Raw genomic sequence first — 22,103 nt, 5'->3', positions numbered from 1 at the left:
CATGTGGATACTGTTTGCGTTGATAATGATGGTGGTGGCGCTCAAGGCGTTCAGCTTTAGCTTCACCCTGGCGCTGATACCCTTTGCTGCCGGGTGTTGGTGTTTCAGCAAATCCAACCGGGAGAGCTTGGAGACCTTTATGGCATTCAGCTTTTTCATTGCCCTGGTTGGATTTGCCGTTGTAGCGCTTGTTCAGCTCTTTTAATTATTTATTTTTGCATGGGAATGCTTGATTAAGGCCTTGCTCAATTAAATCTATCGCCGGCCCATTTAATTTTTCTGGGTGCTCTCGCATATATTTAACTGATATTAGCTGCAACTGACCTATTGTTATATTTTTGGCGTTATTCTCCGGGCAAATTGTTATGCCTTCATAGCTATCATAAACCCCAACTAGATACCCCATGCAAAAAGCATTTTTTTGAAAGTGATTATCACTCCTCTCATCACTAGAGCAGCGGTCAAGAATATCATTTCCTGAGTAAAATACTGCGTGTGAACTAAAACTTAGCAATGAGAAAACAATGGCTAGTGGAATTAATCGAAACATCATTTAGTAGCACCCATACTCATTGCAAATAACGGAGAAGGAATCGCCATCACTATCTGAGCCATTAATTATAGTAGAGTCGCCCATTTTGGTTGCGGTGCTATCCCACGAATTACCATCAGCATCCTGGCCGGTGGTATAGGTACTATTGCCAAGTCGCTGACTCTGCTGATTCCAGCTTGATCCCGTGCTGGGGTTCTGCCCGTTGACGTAAGTAGAGTTGCCAAATTTCTGAACGGTATATGTATTCCCGCTATCGTCATAGCAGGTCTTAAAATTACCAGTTCCAATGCAGTCTGCTGATACTGAACCAGACAAAAGCACCAGCGCAGCGATGAATGCTACACGCATCAAGATTCTCCTTTTCTATCTGCAAAAATCAAATGCTGCATCGTTTGAGGCTGTGCGTCAGTGACTGCGATCACATCAGCTCTTCTTGTTTTTCATTTCCTGCCTGATGTAGTCCAGCACTTCCTGTATTTCCTCGCGCCGAACGTAAGGGGTATAGCGAGGATCATCCTTGTCGATCTCGTGAGGAGTGAGGACAGTGCCGGGTGGCAGTGTAAATGCAGAACGATTGATACTCATGCCCTCGATGATCTTCACGCCACTATCAGCAATCTCGGCATCTTCATCAAAAGTCCGCTGTAATCGGTAGACGATCTCTGCGTTCATCGTGCGCCCCGCAGCGGCAGCAGCTTCATGGATAGTGCTGTGAAGATCTCTTGGTAGGCGCAACGCAGTCTTCTGTATGTCTTTGCTCATGAGGTGTGACTTTGGTTTGTTCAGTAAGCATTAGCTTAACAAAAGCAATAGGTGAATTCATTCGGACTTTATCAAATCGCTTGCCTTCACTGTGAAGGCTAACTATCATCAATTTAGACTTCACAGTAAAGTCTGTGTGAGAAGGAGGAGTGATGATAGAAGACAAAGTACGCAACACATCCCTGCGCTTACCGCGTGAGATACGCGATTGGTTAACGAACCGAGCAGTAGATAACTGCCGCAGCTTCAACGGTGAGATCACTATGATCCTGAAGCAGCAGATGGAGAGGGAGCGAGATAGTGAGAAAGCAGAGTCGGTCTGAAGTCAGAAAGAGTTCGACCCCAACTGGTGGAACAGTTGAGGCCGAGAGATGTAAACCCACCACGCAAATGATTGGAGTTACTATATGACTATACAACAACAGTATCAGCAAACCAAAGTTTTGGCAGGACCGCTGAATTCCATGCCGGTAATCGCCGGGGTGGAGATCACCACTGACGAGGCGGGGCGGTTCAACCTGAACGCCCTTCACCGGGCCAGTCAACTTGGTTCGAGCAAAGCCCCAGCTCAGTGGTTGCGCACCAAGCATGCGCAGGAGCTGGTCGCTGAGGTGGAAAAACAAACTGTGCAGATTTGCATAGTTTCCGTTGAAGGCCGTAACGGCGGTACCTTCGCCCACGAGTTGCTGGCGATCTCCTATGCTGGCTGGATCAGCCCATCATTCCAGCTTCAGGTCAATCAGGTGTTTCTGGATTACCGTATCGGCAAGCTGGGCTCGGTCACCCCACAACTGACCACCATAGAGATCCTGCAGATCGCCATGCAGTCCGAGCAAGAACGGCTGCGCCTGGAGGCCGCCAACCACGAGTTGGAACTGCAGATGGAGGCAGCCAAACCCATGGTGGAGGCGCTGGAGAGGATCGCTTTGGCCGATGGCTCGCTGAACCTGACCGAGGCCGCCAAGGCGCTGCAACAGCAGCCGAAGAAGTTCAATCAGCACCTGTGCAGCCTGCGCTGGATCTACAAGCGTGCCGGTGGCAAGCAGTGGCTTGGTTATCAGGACAAGGTGCAGCAGGGACTGGTTGAGCACAAGGTGACGATGGTGCCCTTGGCTGATGGCGGTGAGCGTCTTTGTGAGCAGGTTCGCATCACACCAAAGGGGCTGACCAAGCTGGCCCAGCAATTCTGTGTCGGGGGTGTGCAATGAGCGCCGCCCAACTACAGGATGAATTGAATGCACTGCTGGGAGAGTTGGAGGTTATCGATCTCTGTCCCCAGGAGCGCAGGGCACTGGTTGACAGGATCCAGCGCATTATGCATGACAGAGCTGAATGACACCGATGGGGCTGCGGCCCCATTTTTAATACCCAAATCAGTCCGAAAATGATAAATTCAAGAAGTGCACTGTATGGGTATACAGTGCTTCACAGTCGAGAGACTGGGAGAGCAAGGGGGAGATCGGATGGAATCACTACTAAGCGAACTGGAAGAGTTTGTTGAGACGCTGGACCTGGCGCCTGAGGAGGAGAGCAAGATCGCGCGCATTCTGGAAAAACTACGCGATGAAGCCACCGTGTCAGCGTGATGCGGAAGGATTCGGATTGGCCCGCCACTGTGCGGGCTTTTCTATGCCTGCGTGATACGAGATCCTGAGGGAAATTCTTGGGGCATTTTTGGGGCAAAACGAGGGGTAAAATGCGGGGGAATGCGGTGTTTGCTGGGGTATGAGTGAGGCCTAAAAAAGGGCCATAAGCCTTATGCCAAGCGGCTTGGCAATGGATCCTGATAGAAATCAGTCATTCCTTTGCCGATAATCCGGGGTCATAATATCGCAAACTGCACTTTCTCTGTAGCAAGGCCTGAGTAATGAAGTTATTTGTTAGAGATTTGACTGTGATCGATTCCAGCTATTTATGCGAGCGCCGCGGCATGGTGGGCGAGAGCTGGCTGGTGGACATCGAGATGAGTGGCGAGCTCAACGAGATGAGCATGCTGCTGGACTTCGGTCGGGTGAAGAAGCTCATCAAGTCGATCATCGATGAAGAGGTGGATCACAAGCTGCTGGTGCCGACGGAATGTCCCCTGGTCCATGTCCACGCGCTGGAGAACGACGAGAGCACCGTGGATCTGCTGCGTCCGGGTCGCGCCATCCACCTGCGTTGCCCGACCCAGGGCTTTGCCTTCATTCCGGCCCCCCAGGTGGATAAAGAGTCGGTGACCCGCTATCTGCTGGGGGTACTGGCCAAGCGCCTGCCCGGCAACATCAAGGATCTCTCCCTGACGTTGCGCCAGGAGCGCATCGAGGGCGCCTTCTACCACTACAGCCACGGCCTCAAGAAGCACGACGGCAACTGCCAGCGCATCGCCCACGGCCACCGTTCTCCCGTCGAGATCCTGGTGGACGGGGAGCGTGACGAGGAGCTGGAGTTCAACTGGGCCGAGCGCTGGGCCGACATCTACCTGGGCACCGAAGAGGACAGGGTGGCCCTTGGCGAACTCGCCCTGAGCGAGCGGGCCGAGGCGTCACTGAAAGAAGGGGACGCTCACTACATCGGCTTCAAGTATGTGGCGCCCCAGGGGCTGTTCCAGCTCGCCATGCCGGCGGCGGAGGTGGAGATGATCGACACCGACACCACCATCGAGCTGCTGGCCCACTACATCGCCCGCGAGGTGAAGAAGCAGGTAGGGGACAAGTTCGTCAAGATTGTCGCCTATGAAGGGGTCGGCAAGGGCGCCATCGCCTACGCCTGATCCAGGTTCTTCGCTGCCATGAAAAGGCCCCGCCAATGCGGGGCCTTGTCGTATCGGGTCGTGGCCATCAGGCACTGAGGCGGAAGCGCTGGACCAGCCCCTCCTGCTGCTCGGCAAGGGAGTCGAGCTGCTGGCTGGTCTCGGCGACCCGCTCTATGCCCTGATAGTTGAGATCCGAGATGTCGGAGATGCGGTTGAGGTTGGTGGCGATGTCGGCGCTGGTGGCCTGCTGCTGCTCGGCGGCGGAGGCTATCTGGCTCGACATGTCGCTGATGAGCACCACGATGCCCTGCACCTCTTCCATGGCGTTGTTGGCCTGGGAGCTCTGATCCACGCAACTGTCCATCTCGCGGGAGCACTCCTGCATCACGTTGACCGCCCGGGCGACGCCTTGCTGCAGGTTCTCGATCATGGTCTGGATTTCGCTGGTGGACTGGGCGGTGCGGCCAGCCAGGTTGCGCACCTCGTCGGCCACCACCGCAAACCCGCGTCCCTGTTCGCCGGCGCGGGCCGCCTCGATGGCGGCGTTGAGGGCCAGCAGGTTGGTCTGCTCGGCGATGCCGCGGATGACGTCGAGGATGTTGCCAATCTGGCCGCTCATGGCGCTCACGTCGCCAATCACCTTGCCGGTCTGCTGCAGCTTGCCCGCGAGCTGATGGGTGGTGGTGATGTTGCCTGCCATCACCTTGCGCCCCATCTCGGAGGCCTTCTCCACATCCTGCACCCGCTCCAGGGTCTGGTTGGCGGCCTGGGCCACCTCCCGCACCGAGGCCTCCATCTGGGTCATGGCGGCGGCGACCGAGGCGGTCTCCTGACGCTGTTTCTCCAGATCCGCCCGCACCGATTCGGTGGTGTGGCGGTTGTCGTGGGCGGCGCTGTTGAGCTGGGTCGAAGCCTGGGAGAGCTGCTTTAGCACATCCCCCATCTGGTGGATCAGCAGGTTGATCTGGCTGGCGAGCTGGCCGAATTCGTTCTGGCTCTTGAAGCCGACGCGCTGGGTCATGTCACCCTGGGTCACCTCGGTCAGCACCCGCAGCAGCTCTTTCAGGGGGCGGCGGATGGCCTTGCCCAGGGTGAAGGCCACCAGGATGGCGACGAAGATGGCGATGGCGATGCTGATCCCCTGGGTCAGGGTACTCTGGGTCTGCACCCGATCGGAGGCCTGGATGCTGGCGTTCATCAGCTGCTGGCTCTGGGCGGTGATCCCCTCCAGCTTGTTCTGGATGCTGAGGATGAGCTGGCTCGCCTGCTTGCTCTGCTCGCGCATGGCCTGCTGCTGCTTCATCAGAGCCAGGTATTGGGAGAGCACGCCGTCATTGCCCGTGGTGTCGCGCACGAAGCCATGGACGTAGTGGCCCATGTTGTTGTCGAAGTCCTTGAGCTCCCCCTGGAGATCCTTGATGGTGCTGTTGAAGCCCTCGATCTGCATCTTGTTGCGCTTGAGAGCCGCCTCGATGGGGGCGGGGATGCTCTGGTTGAGGGCATCCATGGTGGAGAGCTCGATGGCGGAGAGCTTGGTGGTCAGGGTCTCGGAGAGCATTTTGATGAAGCTGTCGTCGATGGTGACCATCATGTCCCCCAGGTTCTTCTTGAACTGGGGCAGGCTGACCTGGAACTGGCCCTTGGCCTGATTGACCTTGTGCAGCCGGGTGAGCAGGGCCTCGTGTTCGCCGGGCAGGGTCTGGGTCAGTTGCAGGTAGTCATCCACCAGCTTGACGAGGGCAGTCATGTCCGCCTGCAACTGGGGATGAACCGCCACCTGCTGTTTGAGGCTGGCGACCATCTTGTCGACCTGGCCCTTGGCCTGTTGCAACTCGGCCACTTCCGCCGGCAGTTGCTTGAGATCCTGCTCGGTCAGCACGTTGGTGAGCCATTTGTTGGCGCTGAGCAGGCTTATCTGGGTCTGGCTGCTGGCGAGTACCAGCGGCATGGACTCCTGGGTCACCTGATCCAGGGCGCCGCTGAGTTCGCTCTGGCCGCGAAAGGTCAGTACCGCACTGGCGACCATGACGGCGACCAGGATGGCAAAGCCCAGATAGACTCTCTGTAGGATCGAGAGGTCTGACATTGTTTGTTTCATTATTGTCCCGCTGTCTGTGCAAAAGTCCCTTGCCTGAGTACCCCGTCCCTTTGATACCCTGCATGCCCCGAAGGGGATGCCGTTGTGGTTCGCGGGACGTCTCCTCGCTATCGGTATTCTTCACAATAACTGAAGCGATTGGGACAACGGCTGTGCCAAATGTCGGCTTGTGTCACACTTGGCGCGTTGCGGCGGCCTGTTTGGGAGCCGCTTGAGCTTTATATTGAATTTTCTTTTTCCTATAAAGGAGTTACCCATGGCGCAAGAAACCATTTTCAGCAAAATCATCCGCAAGGAGATCCCCGCCGACATCCTTTATCAAGACGATCTGGTGACCGCGTTTCGCGACATCCAGCCCAAGGCCAAGACCCATATTCTGATCATTCCCAACGTGCTCATCCCCACCGTCAACGACGTGGAGCCGGATCACGAGCTGGCGCTGGGCCGGATGTTCACCGTGGCCCGCAAGCTCGCCAGCGACGCGGGCATCGCCGAGGACGGCTACCGCCTCATCATGAACTGCAACCGCCACGGCGGGCAGGAGGTCTATCACATCCACCTGCACCTGGTCGGTGGCGAGCCCCTGGGACCCCTGCTGAGCCTGTGATGCGCCTCGTCACGTCGACCGGCCTGCTGTTGGCCGGTCTGCTGCTGGGGGGCTGTGCCTCCCAGTGGAAAGACATGTTCGTCTCCTACTCGGATCAGATGGTGCCCTTGCGCAACCAGCTGCTGCTGGGCCATGCCGCCGAGGCCCTGCCCGAGGTGCGCGAATCGACCCCGGGGGACGACACCTTCGTGCTCGACCAGCTGGAGAAGGGGCGCATCGCCTGGCTGGCGGGTCAGGACGGCCCCAGCAAGCAGGCCTTTGCCGCCGCCGACAGCCGGCTTGCGTGGGAAGACAATCAGGCCGAGTACCGCCTGAGCCAGGGACTGGCCCAGGCGGGCAGCCTGCTCACCAACGATCAGACCCTGGCTTACCAGGCGCCCGATTACGAGCGCACCATGCTGCACCACTATCTGGCGCTCAACTACTTGCAGCGCGGAGATGCCGACGGCGCCCTGGTAGAGGTGCGCCGTGCCAATCAGGTGCAGGAGCAGGCCCTTAAACGGCGGGCCGACGAGGTGCGCAAGGTCGCGCAGGAGGGGGAGCAGGAGGACGAAGCCGGGGAGATGCGCCAGCTGATGTCGCGCGGCGCCCCCGAGCTCGATCGCCTGATAGGCCAGGTGAAAAACGGTTTCCAGAACGCCTACACCTTCTATTTCTCCGGCGTGCTTTACGAGGCGGCCGGGGATCTCAACGACGCCTGGGTCGATTACCAGCGCGGCTACCAGATAGCGCCGGACAACCAGAGCCTGCAGGATGCCCTGCTGCGCCTGGCCCGGCTTCGCGGCTCTCCCGAGGAGCTCAAGGAGACCGAGCAACGGATGGGCCGCAAGGCGCCGCCCTTGGCCAAGGATCAGGGCCAGCTGGTGGTGCTGTTTGAAGATGGCCTGATCCCGGCGCGCCGGGAGCTCTTCCTGCCGCTGCCCATCTCCACCTCCAGCGGCGATTTTCGTACCTTTACCGTGGCGGTGCCCTATTACGACAATCGGGCCAGCGACGGCGCCCCGCTTACCCTGTCGGTGGGCAAGGGGGTGGCACAGACCAGCGAGCTGGTGAGGCTGGAGGCGCTGGCGGCCAAGGATCTGCAGGAGCGGCTGCCCGGCATGCTGACCCGGCAGGCCCTGCGGCTGGTGGCCAAGGAGCAGGTACGGCGCACCGCCGCCAAGGAGGGGGGGGATGTGGGCAACATCCTGGTGGGGATCTTCAACACCCTCTCGGAGCGGGCGGATACCCGCAGCTGGCTGACGCTGCCCGCCAAGGCCTCGAGCTGGCAGGGGATGGTCCCGGCCGGGAACGTCACCCTGACCCTGGGGGCGGGCAGCGCCATGCGCACCCTGCCACTCAGCGTCCACGCCGGGCGCACCACCCTGGTGTGGGTACAGCGCCTGGGGAGCGGGCTCACGACCCGGGTGATGCCCCTCTAGGGGGAACCGGATATGGCAACTCAGATGAATGACCGGTCAGGCCGACGGCCACCGGCAAGGAGAACAAGATGAAAGCACAAGGGTTGGCCCTGGGCCTGGTTCTGCTGCTGACGGGCTGTGCCACCAATACTTCCGGCGTGGCGCTCTATGGCGCGGCCGGTGCGGCGGCGGTGGCCGAGCAGCATCAAAACGTCAACGTCACCCTGACCGAACTCAGCCGGCGCCAGCAGAACGGCCTGTTGCAGGTCAACGTGGCGGCGGCCAGCACCCAGCGTGGTGACAACAGGCTGCAATATCTCTTCTACTGGTATGACGACGCGGGGCAGGAGGTGGCCAGCGATGGCCGCGGCTGGACCCCCCTCAAGCTGCATGGCTACCAGACCCGCACCCTGTCCGCCCTGGCGCCGAGCCCGGCTGCACGGGGTTACCGGATTTACGTTCGCGAAGTGATGGAGGAATCCTACTGATGAAAATGAATCATGCCCTGCTGATCCTGACCGGCGCCCTGCTGCTGGGCGGCTGTTCCAGCACCACCGTCAGCTATGGCGATCCCACCGAGACCGAGACGGTGACCGTCGATTACGGCTCCTCCGACTTGCAGGCCATCGCCGACAAGATGGCGGATTCCATGCTGGCGTCCCCGGCCACCAGCGAGATCACCGCCGGGGGCCGCCCGGTGATGTTCATGGACTCCATCCGCAACAAGACCTCGGAGCACATCGACACCGAGGCCATCACCGACACTATCCGCACCAAGCTACTGCGCTCGGGCAAGTTCCGCTTCGTGGACATGAGCAAGGTGGCGGCGGTCAAGCAGCAGCTCGAATACCAGCAGGGCAGCGGCATGGTGGATCCCGCCACCATGGTGCGGCTCGGCAAGCAGACCGGTGCCCGCTACATGGTCTATGGCAACCTCGCCAGCATCGTCAAGGACAACGGCAAGGTGAAGGACGTCTACTACCAGATGACCATGAACCTGATGGATGTGGAGAACGGCGAACTGCTGTGGGCCGATCAGAAAGAGATCCGCAAACAGGCCAAGAAGTCCACCTTTGGCTGGTGAGGACCCGCGGGGGCAGGGGGATCTGGCGGAGCTGGCGCTCCTCGCCAGCCTGCCGGCGCCCTGGGATCAGGGGCGCCTTGAGCCGCTGGGTCAGGGCCTGACCAACGGCAACTACCGGCTCTGCCTCCCCACTGGCGAGCAGGCCTTCCTGCGCCGCGGTCATCCGGATCCGGTGCGCCTTGGCATCGACCGGGCCACCGAGTGGCAGCTCTACCAGGGGGCGGTGGGGCAGGGGCTGGCGTTGCCCTGTCATCACGGCGATCCCGCCACCGGTCTGATGCTGCTGGCGTGGTGCGACGAACCCAACTGGGCCGAGCAGGCGCCGTCTCTCGCCGCGCAACCCCGCCTGATGGCGGATGTGCTGGTGCGGCTGCACCGCCTGCCGGTGCCGACCGTGGTGATGGCGGTGCGGGCCCACAGCGGCGGGTATCGGCAGCGTCTGGCCCATATCCCTCCCTGGCTGCCCGCCCTGGAGCGGGCCCTGCTCTCGAGCCGGGAGCCGGACGACTGCTGGCTCCCTTGCCATCACGATCTCAATCCGGCTAACTTGTTGGGGTCGCGGCCCTGGGTCATCGACTGGGAGTACGGCGCCGCCGGCCATCCTGGGTTCGAGGTCGCCAGCATCCAGCGCACCCACGGCTGGAGCGAAGAGCAGCGGTGCCAGTTGGAGAGCTGCTATCTTGAAGCCATGGACGGGGCAGCGACGGGGCTGGGGCCCCGGGGATTCCAGGCCGATGCCTTCCTGCCCTGGGTCGATTACATCGGCCTGCTGTGGGCGCTGCTGATGGCCGAACAGCAACCCGGGCCCGAGTATCAGGCCCTGATCGACATCAACCGCCAGCGCCTGGAGTGATGCCAGGCAACGGCCCGCGCGACGCGTGTATTCAATGAATGGGAGGCATGCATGGTGACCACATTCTCATGGCGTCAACCGCGTAGCTGGAGCCTGCTGCTGCTCTGCCTGCTGCTGACGGGTTGCGCCACCCGGGTGATCTACTACTGGCTCGACTCGGCCATCGTCTGGCAACTGGACGACTACTTCTCCCTGGACCGCAGCCAGAAGAAGCTGCTGGACCAGGAGGTGAAGGGGCTGATGGCCTGGCACCGGCAGCATGAGCTGCCCATCTATGCCCGGGATCTCGACGCCCTGGCCAAGGCGGTGGCCAGCCCCATGAGCCCGGCCCAGGTGACCCTGCATCTGGACAGAACCCAGGCGAGCCTGACCCGTACCCTGGAGAACGCCATTCCCCGCACGGTGCGCCTCGCCAAGACCCTGACCGACGATCAGGTGGCTCGCTTCATGGCCGATCGGGTGAAGCGCCAGCAGGAGCGCCAGCACGATTTTGCCACCCAGTCGAAGGCCGAGATGATCAAGGGCTTTCGGGAGAAGATGAACGAGCGCCTGGTGTTCTGGATTGGCAAGGTGAAGCCGGCCCAGGAGCCCCTCATCACGCAGTGGGCCGAGTGGCAATACGAGATGATGGCCCCCTGGCTCGACTTTCAGGAGGCCTGGACCAAGGAGCTGGATCGGCTGATGAAACAGCGCCAGAGCCCGGATTTCGGCCAGGAGCTGACTCGCTTGCTCCAGCAGGGGGACGGCCTGATGGATGGCCGCTTCACCGGCTACACGGACCAGTCCCGCCAGCGCACCATCCAGTGGCTGAGCGATCTCAGCCACTCCATGGATCTCTCCCAGCGGGCCCACCTCTACACCCTGCTCAAGGACTATGCCGAGGACTTCGAGGCCATGACCCGCAGCCGCTGAGGACGCGGTGAGACAACACAAGGGCGGCGGGCCCCGGGCCTGCCGCCCTTGTTCTTGTGGGGCAGGCTGTGGTAGCTTGCCCTTTCTATTGTGTGGGAATTAACTTTTGAACCTGACCGACAACGTGAAACTGGCGGCGATGACCCTGCTCATCACCCTCGCACTGTTGTTCTCTACCCTCTCGGTGGAGGGGGTCAAGGTACCCGCGTTCCAGCCCTCGGCCCAGCAGGCCCACTCGCTGGCGGAGGGGGCGGCACCTGCCGACGCAAGCCCGGCGGCCCACGGCGTCAGCGGCAGTGACGATGGCATCGTCAAGTTCGTCGGCTCCCACCAGAATCACCTGCTGCGCCTCGAGCACTCCCTGAGCCGCGATCATCAGCCCGGCAGCGTGATCTACGAGCTGGTGATGAGCTGGTCCCAGCAGGCGATCCTGCTGCTGCTGTGCGGCCTGCTGTTCTATGCCGCCCTCTTCTACCCGGGGACGAGCTTTCGCGATCACTTCGCCGGCATTCACAGGCGCCGCCTGCAGCGCCGGCATCTGCAGTACCGCTTCGCCCAGAGCTTCCTCGCCTGATCCCGATGGGGTCAGCTTGCCACCTGTTGCCTCATCTTCTCTCTGTTGCTGTTCACTTTTAGTGAACGGCTAGGCTGTCTTGTTTCATTTTTTTGCACGGCGCGACCCCGGTGTCGCCCCTTGCCATCGCCTGACAGAGGCCGACTTCATGAGAAAAAAGAGTCATACCGTGTTGAACCGCATGAGCCTGTGGCAGTACGCCCTGTTGCTGCTGATGCTGGTCACGTTCGCGTTCTATTCCCTGCCCACCTTCTTCGGTGAGCAGCCCTCCCTCGGTCTGCACGGCCAGTCGCGCCTGAGCGACGCGCAGCGCACCCTGCTGGCCGAGAACCACATCGACCCCCTCAAGCAGATCGCCCAGGGTGGCCGGATGGCGCTGGTGTTCGCCAGCCAGGGGGAGCAGCAACTGGCCAAGCAGTTGCTGGAGCAGCAGGGGCTGGACAGCGCCGCCCTGACCCTGGAGTTCTACTCCAACGCCCCGGCCTGGATCAGCCGGCTCGGCGCCGACCCCATCAAGCTCGGGCTGGACCTGCGCGGCGGCTCCCAGCTGCTGATCGGGGTGGACGTGGATTTCGTCATCGACAACCAGACCAAGAACCTGGTGGATACCCTGCGCACCCGTTTTCGCGAGGCCAACCTGCGGGGGGCCAGCGTGATGCGCACCGCCCAGGGGAGCGTGGCCGTCACCCTGCCCGACGTGGCGGGGCAGGAGGCCTGGCTCTCCATCATCAAGGAGAGTGCCGGTACCCGCCAGGATCAGTGGACACTGAGCCGTTCCGGCAATGCACTGACCCTGGTGCTGAGCGACGCCGAGCGCACCCTGCTGGTGAACAACGCCGTGACCCAGAACCTGTCGATCCTGAAAAAGCGGATCAACGAGCTCGGCATCGTCGAGGCCTCGGTGGTGCGTCAGGGGCAGGACGGCATCCGCATCGAGCTGCCGGGGGTGCACAACCCCAAGCAGGCGAAAGAGGTGATCGGCGCCACCGCGTCCCTGGCCTTCTATGAAGCCAAGGCCGACAGCCGCTTCTTCATGGCGGATCGCAGCGGCCAGGCAGTGGGGCTGGCCCGCCAGCCGGTGCTGAGCGGCGAGCATATCGTCGATGCCCGCGCCAACATGGGGGAGATGGGGCAGCCCCAGGTCAACATCGTGCTCGACACCCTGGGGGGGAGCAAGATGAACCAGTTCAGCCGCCAGCACGTGGGCAAGCCCATGGCCACCGTCTTCACCGAGTACAAGACCAACGCCGAAGGCAAGCTGCGCGCCCGAAGCGAGGTGATCAACGTCGCCACCATCCAGACCGCCCTTGGCAACCAGTTCCGCATCACCGGGATCGGCAGCCTGCCGGAGGCCCAGGAGCTTGCCATGCTGCTGCGGGCCGGGGCCCTCACCGCGCCGCTGAAGATCCTGGAGGAGCGCAGCATTGGCCCGACCCTGGGTCTGCAGAACATCGAGGCGGGCTTCACCGCCCTGGCATTCGGCATGGCGGGCATGATGCTGTTCATGATGGCCTGGTATCGCAAGTTCGGCTGGGTCGCCATCACGGCGCTGGTTGCCAACCTGCTGATGCAGGTGGGCATGCTGGCGGTATTGCCGGGGGCCGTGCTGACCCTGCCGGGGATCGCCGGTCTGGTGCTCACCGTCGGCATGGCGGTGGATACCCATGTGCTGATTTTTGAGCGGATCAAGGACCGGCTGCGGGAAGGGGGTTCGTTGGCCAACGCCATCGACTTTGGTTATCGCTCGGCGTTTCGCACCATCTTCGATGCCAACATCACCACCCTCATCTGCGCCGTGGTGCTCTATGCCATCGGTTCCGGGCCGCTGCAGGGCTTCTCCATCACCCTGATCCTGGGGCTCATCTCCAGCATGGTGACCGGCATCTGGGGCACCCGCGCCATCATCAACCCCCTGTGGGGCAACAGCCGCGCCAAGCTGCTGAGGGTATGACCATGAACCGACTTCATCACCATGACGCCGCGCCCGTGAGTCTGCATGACCTGCGCACCGACCGCTTCCTGCCGGGAAGCCTGAACCACCTGACGTCGAGGGAAGAACAATGCTGAGAATGATCCTGGCCATGGGGCTGACCCGCTGGCGCTATATCGGGCTGTGGGCCTCCGTGCTGCTGACCCTGGCCTGCGTGGCCATCCTTGCGACAAAAGGGCTCGCCCTCGGGCTCGATTTCACCGGCGGGATCCTGCTGGAGTTTCGCATCCAGACCCTGAAAGAGGCCCATGAGCTCAATGCTCTGCTGACGGCGCCCCTGGCGGGGGTGGTGGAGCTGCACGGCGCCGGTGTGCCCGGCGAGTGGCTCATCAAGCTGCCCCCCCACGCGCTGCCCTGGGCGGCGGAGGATCTGGCGACCATGCTGGGGCAGCAACTCGCCTTGCCGGTGGAGCTCTTGCGCACCACCATCGTCGGGCCCCAGGTGGGCGCAGAGCTGTTCCAGCAGGGGATGCTGGCGGTGCTGGTGGCCTCGCTCGCCATCTCCGCCTACCTGGCGGTGCGCTTCGAGTGGCGCCAAGCCATCGGCATCCTGGTGTCGGTACTGCACGACGGTCTGGTGGCCATCGGGCTGCTCGCGCTCTTTGACATCGAGTTCGACCTCAACGTCATCGCGGGCCTGATGGCGGTGATAGGCTACTCCCTCAACGACAGCATCGTCATCTCGGACCGGTTGCGGGACTTGCTGGGGTCTCGTACCCGCATGGGGATCCACGAGTGCTCGGACGTGGCCATCAAGGCCACCTTCAGCCGCACCATGATCACCTCGGGCACCACCCTCTTCACCGTGGGGGCCCTGCTCCTGTTCGGCGGCGACGCCCTCTACGGCTTCTCCTTCACCCTGTTCGCAGGCATCCTGGTGGGGACGCTCTCCTCCATCACGGTGGCCTCCACCGTGCAGGAGCTGCTGGGGCTCTCCCCCCAGGCCTACCAGAAAAAAGAGGAGGAGCTGGCCGAGGCGGCGTGACCGGCGAGCGCCCTGTCACGGGGCTCATGGGCGGCCAGTGCGGCCGCCCCGGGCAAAAAAGGAAGGCGAATGCCTTCCTTTTTCCATTCTGCCAGAGGGGGGCGGCGGTCCCGAAGGCCGGGTTGGGGCGGCGGGTGTGACGCGGCCGAGCAGAAGTTGAAAAGTGTAATGAAATGCATGTTTTAGGCGCTATTTTCGGGGCCCGCATCGGCTACCCTGGCAGGGAGTCTATGGATGGAGTAAGCACTCATGAATATCGCTCGTCGGCTTCAACTCATTGCCCTGCTGGTCATGCTGGCCCTGGGGTGTCTCAGCTGGTTCAGTATCAGCAGACTCTCCTCCGCCAATGCGGATCTCAGCTATGTAACAGACAACACAGTCCCCAGCATTTCCACGATCAAGGAGATACAAACAGACTTCTACGCCCTGCATTCATTGATCCAGGCGCACGTGCTCAACACCGACGACGGCAAGATGAGTCAGATAGAGCAGAGCATTGCATCCCTTCACACCAAGATGGACGCCCTGCTGAGCCAGTATGAAAGCGGGATGATCTCCAATGAGGAGGACAGGCAGCTCGTCGCCGATGATCGGCGCCTGGTTGCCCAGTACGGCAAGGCCTCTGAAGACGTCCTGCGCCTGTCCCGCGAGAACAAGAATGTGGAGGCCAGAGAGGCGATCGACAAGGAGCTTGCCCCCTTGTTTGAGCAGCTTTCCCAGGCCATCGACAAGCACGTCCACTTCAACATCCAGCAAGGTGACGCCGTCAAGCTGCGAGGCGAGCAGAATGCCGATAGCAGCATGCAGGCCCTGTTGTTCATCTCGGTGGGCGCGGGTGCCCTCACGCTGGTGCTCTTTCTCTGGCTGTTCAGGCAGGTCGCCAATCCCCTCCGTCTGGCCATGGCGACCCTGTCCGAGATCCAGCGCGACCTGAACTTCACCCTGCGGGCCAATGTGAGCCAGCAGGACGAGATCGGCCAGACGCTGACGGCGGTCAACCGCCTGCTGGACACCTTGCAGCAGACCTTCACCGAGTTCTCAGTGGGCAGCCTGCAGATCAAGAGCACGGCAGAGTCCCTCTCCCAGGCGGCCCAGCACATGGCGGAGTCGGCGAGTCAGGCCAATGACGCCACCAGCCTTATCGCCGCCGGGGTGGAGGAGATGAGCGTGAGCATCACGGACATCTCCCAGCGCACCCAGGAGACCAGCCGCATCACCAATGAATCCGGCAAGCTCGCCAGTGACGGCGGGGCCACCATAGAGCGCACTGTGCTCGCCATCAACGACATCGCCGACGCCATTCGTCAGGCCTCCCGCGATGTGACGGCGCTGGGGGAGGGGATCTCCCGCATCGGTGGGGTGGTGAACGTCATCAACGATGTGGCGGGGCAGACCAACCTGCTGGCGCTCAACGCCGCCATCGAGGCGGCGCGGGCCGGTGAGCAGGGACGCGGCTTTGCGGTGGTCGCAGACGAGGTGCGCAAGCTGGCGGAGCGGACGGCCCAGTCGACCCAGGAGATCTCAAGGACGGTGGAGGCTATCCAGCAAGGGTCCGAGGCCACGGTGGCCAGAATGGTCCTGGTGGAGGAGAAGGTGGCGCAAGGGGTGGCCATGGCGACGGAAAGCGGGGCCATCATCACCCAGATCCGCCAGGCCTCCCATCGCGTCATGGATCAGGTCGGCGAGATCACCCTGGCCATCCGCGAGCAGACCTCGGCGGCGGAATCCATCGCCCTCCAGGTCGAGCAGATAGCCCAGGTGGTGCAGCAGACCAGCAGCACGGCGGAGGAGACCTCCGCCGCCGCAGAGGAGCTGAACGTGACCACGGAGAATATCCACCAGCAGATCTCCCGCTATCGCATCCAGTGAGGTGCGGATCGGTTGTTCTCTCCCCGCCATGCCCATGGCGGGGATTTTTTTATGTCAGAACCCCGAACCGGGCTGTTGCAGGAAGGCGGCCTCTTCCTACGTGCTCGCCCTGCTCAGGATGGCTTTGCGGTGGGGGAAGCGGCCAAAGCGATCGACGATCACCTGGTGGCGCCGGGCAAAGTCGGCAAAGCCTTCGAAGGTGGCCCGGGCCGGGCCTGTGGCCTGCTCGTCGGCCAGCGCCTCGAACAGGGCGACGCTTCTGGACTGCTGCTCTCTGGACTCCGCGTGCTCGAGGGGCAGATAGAAGAAGACCCGGGCCAGCGGCGAGAGCCCCTTGTCGACCCCGAGGGTGAGCCCCTTGAGGCACAGCGCCCTGGCCTTGTCGTCCTGGGCGAAGGCGGCGGGGGTGTTGCGGTGAAGGTTTCGCGGCAGCTGGTCCAGCAGCAGGATGAGGGCCAGGCGCCCTGCGGGATCGTCCTCCCAACGGGCGAGCTCGCCCGCTGCGGCACGGGCCGCCAGTTCGCCGAAGCGTGAGGCCAGCAGGGCATCGGTCTCGCTGCTCTTGCCCCACCAGAGGGGGGCCTGACGGGCGGCACGGGGGGCGTCGTCTGCGTCATCGCCAAACCAGAAATCGAGCAGAGGTTGCCAGGGTTGCATGGGAACTCCTTGGGCCGGTGGCCGTGAGGTGAAAACGGAGCAGGGGATCTGCCATGGGGGGCTGCAGCCGTGGCGGCTTCCCGTTACACTGTGCCATCTTTTGCCCCAAAGGGTGATCCCCGGATGGGCCCGTGATCCCCTGACCCCCTCATCACCCTGACCGGGGCAGCCCGGATGTGTCCCACTCAATAGAAGGAATGCCAGATATGGCCGGAGCCAGTTTGTTGACCCTGCTCGATGATATTGCCAGCGTGCTCGATGATGTCGCCCTGATGACCAAGGTGGCGGCGAAGAAGACGGCCGGGGTGCTGGGGGACGATCTCGCCCTCAATGCAGAGCAGGTCTCCGGGGTGCGGGCCGAGCGTGAGCTGCCGGTGGTGTGGGCGGTGGCCAAGGGGTCGTTTCGCAACAAGCTCATTCTGGTGCCTGCCGCCATCGCCATCAGTGCTCTTATCCCCTGGCTCATCACCCCGCTCCTGATGCTGGGGGGGGCCTACCTCTGTTTCGAGGGGGCGGAGAAGCTGGTCCACAAGTTCCTGCCCCACGAGGAAGAGGCGCATCAGGCGGCGCCGGTGCCCGAGGATCTGGCGGCCTATGAGCGCCAGAAGGTGAAGGGGGCCATTCGCACCGATTTCATCCTCTCGGCGGAGATCATCGTCATCGCCCTCGGTACCGTGCAGGGGGCGAGCCTGGGCCTGCAGATCGCCGTGGTGGCGGGCATCGCCCTGCTGATGACCGTCGGGGTCTATGGCCTGGTGGGGCTCATCGTCAAGCTCGACGACATCGGTCTGCACCTGTTGCAAAAGCCCGATGGCGGCGCCGTGCGCCGGGCGGTGGGGCAGGGGCTGCTGGTGACGGCGCCCCGTCTGATGCACCTGCTTGCCCTGGTGGGCACCATCGCCATGTTCATGGTCGGCGGCGGCATTCTGGTCCATGGCTGGCCCTTCCTCCATCACCTCATCGAAGGGACGGCGGACATGGTGGCCGCCCTGCCCGGGGTCGGCGGGGTACTGGCCGTGGTGACGCCCACCCTGCTGAGCGCCCTGGCCGGCGTGGTGGCAGGGCTGGTGCTGGTGGTGGCCATGACCCTGGTGAGCAAGCTTCAGCCCGCCAAATAGGCCGCTTGTCGGGGGAGGGCCGACAGGGGCCGTCGCACCCGGGGGCGCTCTTCTGCTGGTTGCCTCGAATGGGGGCTAGGCAAGTGCCTGGCCCCCTTCGTACTATCCGGTTTCACCCGCCCGCAGAGGCGGGGTGACCCGATATGGACGCAAACAGACAAGGACAACCATGAAACCACCCGTTTGGCGAGATGATCACATCTATGCCGCCCCCGACGATCCTGCCATCGAGGCCGCCTTCCAGGAGGCTGCCCGCGCCCTCACCCGGCTTGACGCCCTCCTGGCGGACCTGCCGGATCCCGCCCATCCCGTTGCGGATGCCAATGCCCTGCGCCACCTGCTGCGGGCCATCCGCCGCGAGGCCAACGGGGTGAAGACCCTGGCCTGGAACAGCCAGGTCTATGGTTACAACCGGCTGAGCCAGAACGGGCGCGACGAGGAGGCCCGGGTACTGCTCTCCCGGGGCCAGCAGCTGGAGGCGACCCTGGCCCAGCGCAGCAAGCCGGTGGACCTGTTTTGGGTTCGCGCCCCCGAGTCACTGGTGCGCACCCTGCTGCAAGATCCCGAACTCTTCGAGCTGGCCTACCAGATCCATCACGACAGAGCGCTGCAGGATCAGTGGCTTTCGCTCGAGAGCGAGCAGATCATCGAGGGGTTGGCGGTGGACGGCCTGCAGGGGTGGGGGGATCTCTACGACAACCTGGTGGGGCGGCTGCTGCCGGTGGTGGAGGGGGTGCCCATGGGGCTTGCCCAGGCGGACAACCTGCTCGCCCACCCGGACAGGGCGCGGCGCGCCAGTGCCTGGCACGCCATCCAGGGCGCCTGGGAGGCGGAGCAGGAGACGGTGGCCGCCATTCTCAACGCCATCAACGGCTGGCGCAACGAGCTCGGCCGCCAGCGCGGCAAGGGGCGCAGGCTGGATGCCCTTGAGGTCACCTGCCATCAGGAGCACATCACGGGCGCGACCCTGGAGACCCTGATGGCGGCGGCCGGGGAGCACAGGGAGCTCGGGCGCCGCGCCTTGCGGGCCATGGCCTGTGCCCAGCAGATCACCGACTTCGCCCCCTGGGATCTCTTTGCCCCGGCGCCCCAGGCCGTACACGGCAAGTTCGGCGTCGAGCAGGCGCTGAATCTGGTGATGGAGGCTTTTGCCGCCTTCGATCCCGAGATGGGGGCGTTTGTCCGCATGATGGCCGACAAGGGGTGGATCGATGCGGCCCCGAGCGAGCACAGGCGAAGCGGCACCTATTGCACCGAGTATGCCGATCCGCCCGAGCCAAGGGTCTTCCTCACCTTCGAGGGGACCATGGACAACGTCATCACCCTGGCCCATGAGCTCGGCCACGCCTGGCACAGCTGGTTGCTGCGGGATCTTCCCTTCGAGCAGCGGGGCTACCCCAAGACGCTGGCGGAGACCGCCTCCCTCTTTGCCGAGATCCTGGTGCGCGATGCCTTGCTGGCCGCCACCGACAAGGTGGAGCAGCGCAGGGCCATCGCCTGGCTGGACGGGGAGCGGGCCGCGAGCCTGCTGCTCGACATCCCCGCCCGCTTTGCTTTCGAGCGCGCCCTGGTGACGGCGCGGGAGGCGGGTTACGTGGGGGCGAGCCAGATGCGGGAAATGATGAAATCGGCGCAGCAGCAGTGCTATGGTGACGCCCTCAGCCAGTATGACGAGCTGTTCTGGGCCAGCAAGGGTCACTTCTCCATCGCCGAGTCCGGGTTCTACAACTACCCCTATCTGTTTGGCTATCTCTTCAGCCTGGGGCTCTATGCCCAGCATGCGCGGGCCGGGGGCGAGTTTGTGCCCGCCTATCGCGCCCTGCTGCGAGATACCGGCCGCATGAGCGCCGAGGCCCTGGTGGAGAAGCACCTGGGGGTCGACATCCGCGAACCCGGGTTCTGGCAGGAGAGCCTGCGCTATGTGGAAGAGGCGGTGGTGCGCCTCGAGCGGCTGGTGTGAAGCCTGCCCGCGAAGGTGGTGGCTCTGGCCACCTGGATTTCACGACGGGCCAGGCCCGTCCCTGACGATGAGCGTTCGATGCAACAACGAGTCTATCCACAGCAGTGGCAAAATGATCACATCTACCCCTCCCTCGACAGCTGTGTCCTCGAGGCGGACATGAGCCTGGCCCGCGCCAGCCTGGCCGAGCTGAGCGGTTTTATCGAGGGACTGGCCCAGGTTCCGCGCACCCCAGGCGCCTTGCAGGACTTCCTCAGGGAGGTACGCCTGCGGGCCCGGCGCATTCGCGACATCGGCTGGAACATCGCCGTGCTGGCCGCCTGCAAGGGGAGCCAGGACGCCCGGGATCCCCTCGCCAAGCAGGTTGCCTCCCGGGCCCGTGCCCTCAATGCGGATCTGTTCAAGACGCTTGCCCCCATCGAAGATCTGATGCTGGGGCTGCCTGCGCCCGAGTTTGAACAGCTGATGGCCGACCCCCTGCTCGGGGAGGAGGAGTACCGGCTGCGCCACGAGCGCCGCCTGCAGGATCAGCGGCTGCCGGTGGAGGCGGAGCAACTGGTCATCGGCCTTGGCACCGATGGCCTGCACGCCTGGGGCAACCTCTACAACGATCTGGTGGGCAAGATAAGGCTGGTGATCGCGGGTCGCGAGATGGGGCTGGCGGAGGCGAGCAACCTGCTCTCCAGCCCGGATCGGGCCCTGCGCAAAGAGGCCTTCGATGCCATCAGCGCTGGCTGGGAAGGGGAGCAGGAGACGGTGGCGGCCATCCTCAACGCCCTCAACGGCTGGCGCCTGGAGCTCTCGCGCCAGCGCGGCAAACACCGGCGCCTCGATGCCCTGGACGTTTCCTGCCACCAGAGCCACATCGAGCGGGCGACCCTGGATACCCTGATGGCGGAGACCTGGCAGGCCCGCCATCTGGGCCAGCGAGCCCTGGGGCTGATGGCCGGTCACCTCGGCCTCGAGGTGCTGGGGCCGGAGGATCTCTTTGCGCCGCCCCCTGCCGCCAGCCGCCGGGAGATCCCCTTCGAGGAGGCGGTCGACATCATCGCCCAGGCCTTCGCGCGCTTTGACCCCGAGATGGGGGACTTTGCCCGCATGATGGCCGAGCGCGGCTGGATTGATGCCGCCCCCACCCCCAACCGGCGCACCGGGGCCTATTGCACCAAGTTTGCCGAGCCGGTGGAGCCGCGGGTCTTCATCACCTATGCGGGCACCATGGACAACGTCATCACGCTGGCCCACGAGCTCGGTCACGCCTGGCACAACTGGCTCATCCGCGACTTGCCCATGAGCCAGCGCAGCTACCCCATGACCCTCGCGGAGACCGCCTCCATCTTCGCCGAGACCCTGGTGCGTAGCGCCCTCTACGAGCAGGCCCGAAGCGCCGAGGAGCGTCTGGCCATCGCCTGGGCGGATGCCGACGGCGCCGCCACCTTCCTGGTCAACATCCCGGCCCGCTTCGACTTCGAGCGGGCCCTGGTGGCCGAGCGCGAGCAGGGCTATGTGTCGTCGGCCCGGCTCAAGGGGCTCACCGACGAGGCCTGGGGACGCTGGTACGAGCAGAGCCTCGACCGCTATCACCCCCTGTTCTGGGCCGCCAAGGCGCACTTCTCCATCGCGGGCTTCGGTTTTTACAACTACCCCTACCTCTTTGGCTATCTGTTCAGCCTCGGGGTCTATCAGCAGCTGATGAGCCGCCAGGCCGCAGGGGAGGAGGGGGTGGCGAAGGCCTACCGCGCTCTGCTGCGAGACACAGGTCGCATGAGCGCCGAAGAGCTGGTCGAACGGCATTTGGGGCAGGACATTCGAAAACCCGCCTTCTGGCAGGGGAGCCTGGCCCTGGTGGAAGCGGCGGTGGCGCGCTTCGCCCAGTGCGGCAGTTAACCTCGCCAGACCCGGTTTGCGCCATGTCCCGCCGGGGCATGGCGCTGCCACAGCCGCCCC

General features: G+C 63.2%; 23 protein-coding genes. 18 read left to right on the top strand and 5 right to left on the bottom strand.

Features of this window, described 5'->3' with window-relative positions; genetic code table 11:
- The first annotated feature begins 1 nt into the window (after position 1).
- Positions 2-205, top strand: coding sequence for a hypothetical protein (locus I6L36_RS04260; RefSeq protein ID WP_043133156.1), 204 nt, complete (start codon positions 2-4; stop codon positions 203-205).
- On the opposite strand, the gene I6L36_RS04255 is transcribed toward I6L36_RS04260, so the two are convergent.
- The 3 genes from I6L36_RS04255 to I6L36_RS04245 form a co-directional block, all read right to left on the bottom strand.
- Positions 206-553 carry a Rap1a/Tai family immunity protein gene (locus I6L36_RS04255; protein WP_216986992.1) on the bottom strand — a complete coding sequence of 116 codons (348 nt, stop codon included), beginning with the start codon at positions 551-553 and terminating at the stop codon, positions 206-208.
- A complete protein-coding gene (locus tag I6L36_RS04250; RefSeq protein WP_139751048.1) occupies positions 554-901 on the bottom strand; it encodes a hypothetical protein in 348 nt (115 codons plus the stop codon).
- Between the two features lie 75 nt (positions 902-976).
- Positions 977-1,315: an Arc family DNA-binding protein gene (locus I6L36_RS04245; RefSeq protein ID WP_216986991.1), complete on the bottom strand. Its 339-nt coding sequence runs from the start codon at positions 1,313-1,315 to the stop codon at positions 977-979.
- A 152-nt stretch (positions 1,316-1,467) separates the two neighbouring features.
- Here I6L36_RS04245 and I6L36_RS04240 point away from each other — a divergent pair, with 152 nt between their 5' ends.
- The 4 genes from I6L36_RS04240 (at position 1,468) to I6L36_RS04230 (ending at position 4,067) form a co-directional block, all read left to right on the top strand.
- Complete coding sequence (locus I6L36_RS04240) at positions 1,468-1,638, top strand: Arc family DNA-binding protein (RefSeq protein ID WP_216986990.1); 171 nt, start codon at positions 1,468-1,470, stop codon at positions 1,636-1,638.
- Positions 1,639-1,779: 141 nt separating this feature from the next.
- Positions 1,780-2,523, top strand: coding sequence for a phage antirepressor KilAC domain-containing protein (locus tag I6L36_RS04235; RefSeq protein WP_216986989.1), 744 nt, complete (start codon positions 1,780-1,782; stop codon positions 2,521-2,523).
- 255 nt (positions 2,524-2,778) lie between these two features.
- Positions 2,779-2,901: a hypothetical protein gene (locus tag I6L36_RS22135; RefSeq protein WP_258039730.1), complete on the top strand. Its 123-nt coding sequence runs from the start codon at positions 2,779-2,781 to the stop codon at positions 2,899-2,901.
- Between the two features lie 281 nt (positions 2,902-3,182).
- The gene (locus tag I6L36_RS04230; protein ID WP_162540564.1) at positions 3,183-4,067 is read left to right on the top strand and encodes a 6-carboxytetrahydropterin synthase; all 885 of its coding nucleotides are present in this window, start codon (positions 3,183-3,185) and stop codon (positions 4,065-4,067) included.
- Positions 4,068-4,134: 67 nt separating this feature from the next.
- On the opposite strand, the gene I6L36_RS04225 is transcribed toward I6L36_RS04230, so the two are convergent.
- The gene (locus tag I6L36_RS04225) at positions 4,135-6,147 is read right to left on the bottom strand and encodes a methyl-accepting chemotaxis protein (protein ID WP_109112359.1); all 2,013 of its coding nucleotides are present in this window, start codon (positions 6,145-6,147) and stop codon (positions 4,135-4,137) included.
- Positions 6,148-6,403: 256 nt separating this feature from the next.
- On the opposite strand from I6L36_RS04225, the gene hinT reads away from it, so the two are divergent.
- The 10 genes from hinT to I6L36_RS04175 all read left to right on the top strand — a co-directional run bounded on the left by hinT (position 6,404) and on the right by I6L36_RS04175 (position 16,421).
- Positions 6,404-6,754 (top strand): purine nucleoside phosphoramidase, encoded by a 351-nt coding sequence (hinT, locus tag I6L36_RS04220; protein WP_010674343.1) that lies wholly within the window; start codon positions 6,404-6,406, stop codon positions 6,752-6,754.
- The gene (locus I6L36_RS04215) at positions 6,754-8,175 is read left to right on the top strand and encodes a COG3014 family protein (RefSeq protein WP_216986988.1); all 1,422 of its coding nucleotides are present in this window, start codon (positions 6,754-6,756) and stop codon (positions 8,173-8,175) included. The genes hinT and I6L36_RS04215 overlap by 1 nt, the downstream gene beginning before the upstream one ends.
- 68 nt (positions 8,176-8,243) lie before the next feature.
- Positions 8,244-8,642 (top strand): YcfL family protein, encoded by a 399-nt coding sequence (locus I6L36_RS04210; RefSeq protein ID WP_039038972.1) that lies wholly within the window; start codon positions 8,244-8,246, stop codon positions 8,640-8,642.
- Positions 8,642-9,238, top strand: a complete 597-nt coding sequence (lpoB, locus tag I6L36_RS04205) for a penicillin-binding protein activator LpoB (RefSeq protein ID WP_010674346.1) — start codon at positions 8,642-8,644, stop codon at positions 9,236-9,238. Before I6L36_RS04210 ends, lpoB begins: the two co-directional genes overlap by 1 nt.
- Positions 9,228-10,091: a phosphotransferase gene (locus I6L36_RS04200; protein ID WP_216986987.1), complete on the top strand. Its 864-nt coding sequence runs from the start codon at positions 9,228-9,230 to the stop codon at positions 10,089-10,091. The genes lpoB and I6L36_RS04200 overlap by 11 nt, the downstream gene beginning before the upstream one ends.
- A 51-nt stretch (positions 10,092-10,142) precedes the next feature.
- Positions 10,143-11,003: a DUF6279 family lipoprotein gene (locus I6L36_RS04195; RefSeq protein WP_109113059.1), complete on the top strand. Its 861-nt coding sequence runs from the start codon at positions 10,143-10,145 to the stop codon at positions 11,001-11,003.
- A gap of 106 nt (positions 11,004-11,109) precedes the next feature.
- Positions 11,110-11,577 carry a hypothetical protein gene (locus I6L36_RS04190; RefSeq protein ID WP_109113058.1) on the top strand — a complete coding sequence of 156 codons (468 nt, stop codon included), beginning with the start codon at positions 11,110-11,112 and terminating at the stop codon, positions 11,575-11,577.
- Positions 11,578-11,725: 148 nt separating this feature from the next.
- Positions 11,726-13,528 (top strand): protein translocase subunit SecD, encoded by a 1,803-nt coding sequence (secD, locus tag I6L36_RS04185; protein WP_029314367.1) that lies wholly within the window; start codon positions 11,726-11,728, stop codon positions 13,526-13,528.
- 109 nt (positions 13,529-13,637) lie between these two features.
- Positions 13,638-14,552, top strand: coding sequence for a protein translocase subunit SecF (gene secF / locus I6L36_RS04180; RefSeq protein ID WP_174213908.1), 915 nt, complete (start codon positions 13,638-13,640; stop codon positions 14,550-14,552).
- Between the two features lie 249 nt (positions 14,553-14,801).
- Positions 14,802-16,421 (top strand): methyl-accepting chemotaxis protein, encoded by a 1,620-nt coding sequence (locus I6L36_RS04175; RefSeq protein WP_103858521.1) that lies wholly within the window; start codon positions 14,802-14,804, stop codon positions 16,419-16,421.
- Between the two features lie 96 nt (positions 16,422-16,517).
- On the opposite strand, the gene I6L36_RS04170 is transcribed toward I6L36_RS04175, so the two are convergent.
- Entirely contained in the window at positions 16,518-17,078 is a 561-nt protein-coding gene (locus tag I6L36_RS04170; protein ID WP_109113243.1) for a DUF924 family protein, read from the bottom strand.
- Positions 17,079-17,284: 206 nt separating this feature from the next.
- Between I6L36_RS04170 and I6L36_RS04165 the strand changes: the two genes are divergently transcribed.
- The 3 genes from I6L36_RS04165 to I6L36_RS04155 all read left to right on the top strand — a co-directional run bounded on the left by I6L36_RS04165 (position 17,285) and on the right by I6L36_RS04155 (position 22,043).
- Positions 17,285-18,196: a DUF808 domain-containing protein gene (locus I6L36_RS04165; protein ID WP_048207424.1), complete on the top strand. Its 912-nt coding sequence runs from the start codon at positions 17,285-17,287 to the stop codon at positions 18,194-18,196.
- Between the two features lie 169 nt (positions 18,197-18,365).
- Positions 18,366-20,156 carry a M3 family oligoendopeptidase gene (locus I6L36_RS04160; RefSeq protein WP_216986986.1) on the top strand — a complete coding sequence of 597 codons (1,791 nt, stop codon included), beginning with the start codon at positions 18,366-18,368 and terminating at the stop codon, positions 20,154-20,156.
- 78 nt (positions 20,157-20,234) lie between these two features.
- Entirely contained in the window at positions 20,235-22,043 is a 1,809-nt protein-coding gene (locus tag I6L36_RS04155) for a M3 family oligoendopeptidase (RefSeq protein WP_216986985.1), read from the top strand.
- Positions 22,044-22,103: the final 60 nt, after the last annotated feature.

This window comes from Aeromonas sp. FDAARGOS 1406 (assembly GCF_019048565.1).
In the GTDB taxonomy this organism is placed as follows: domain Bacteria; phylum Pseudomonadota; class Gammaproteobacteria; order Enterobacterales; family Aeromonadaceae; genus Aeromonas; species Aeromonas caviae.
This window is presented reverse-complemented; position numbering and strand designations above follow the sequence as displayed.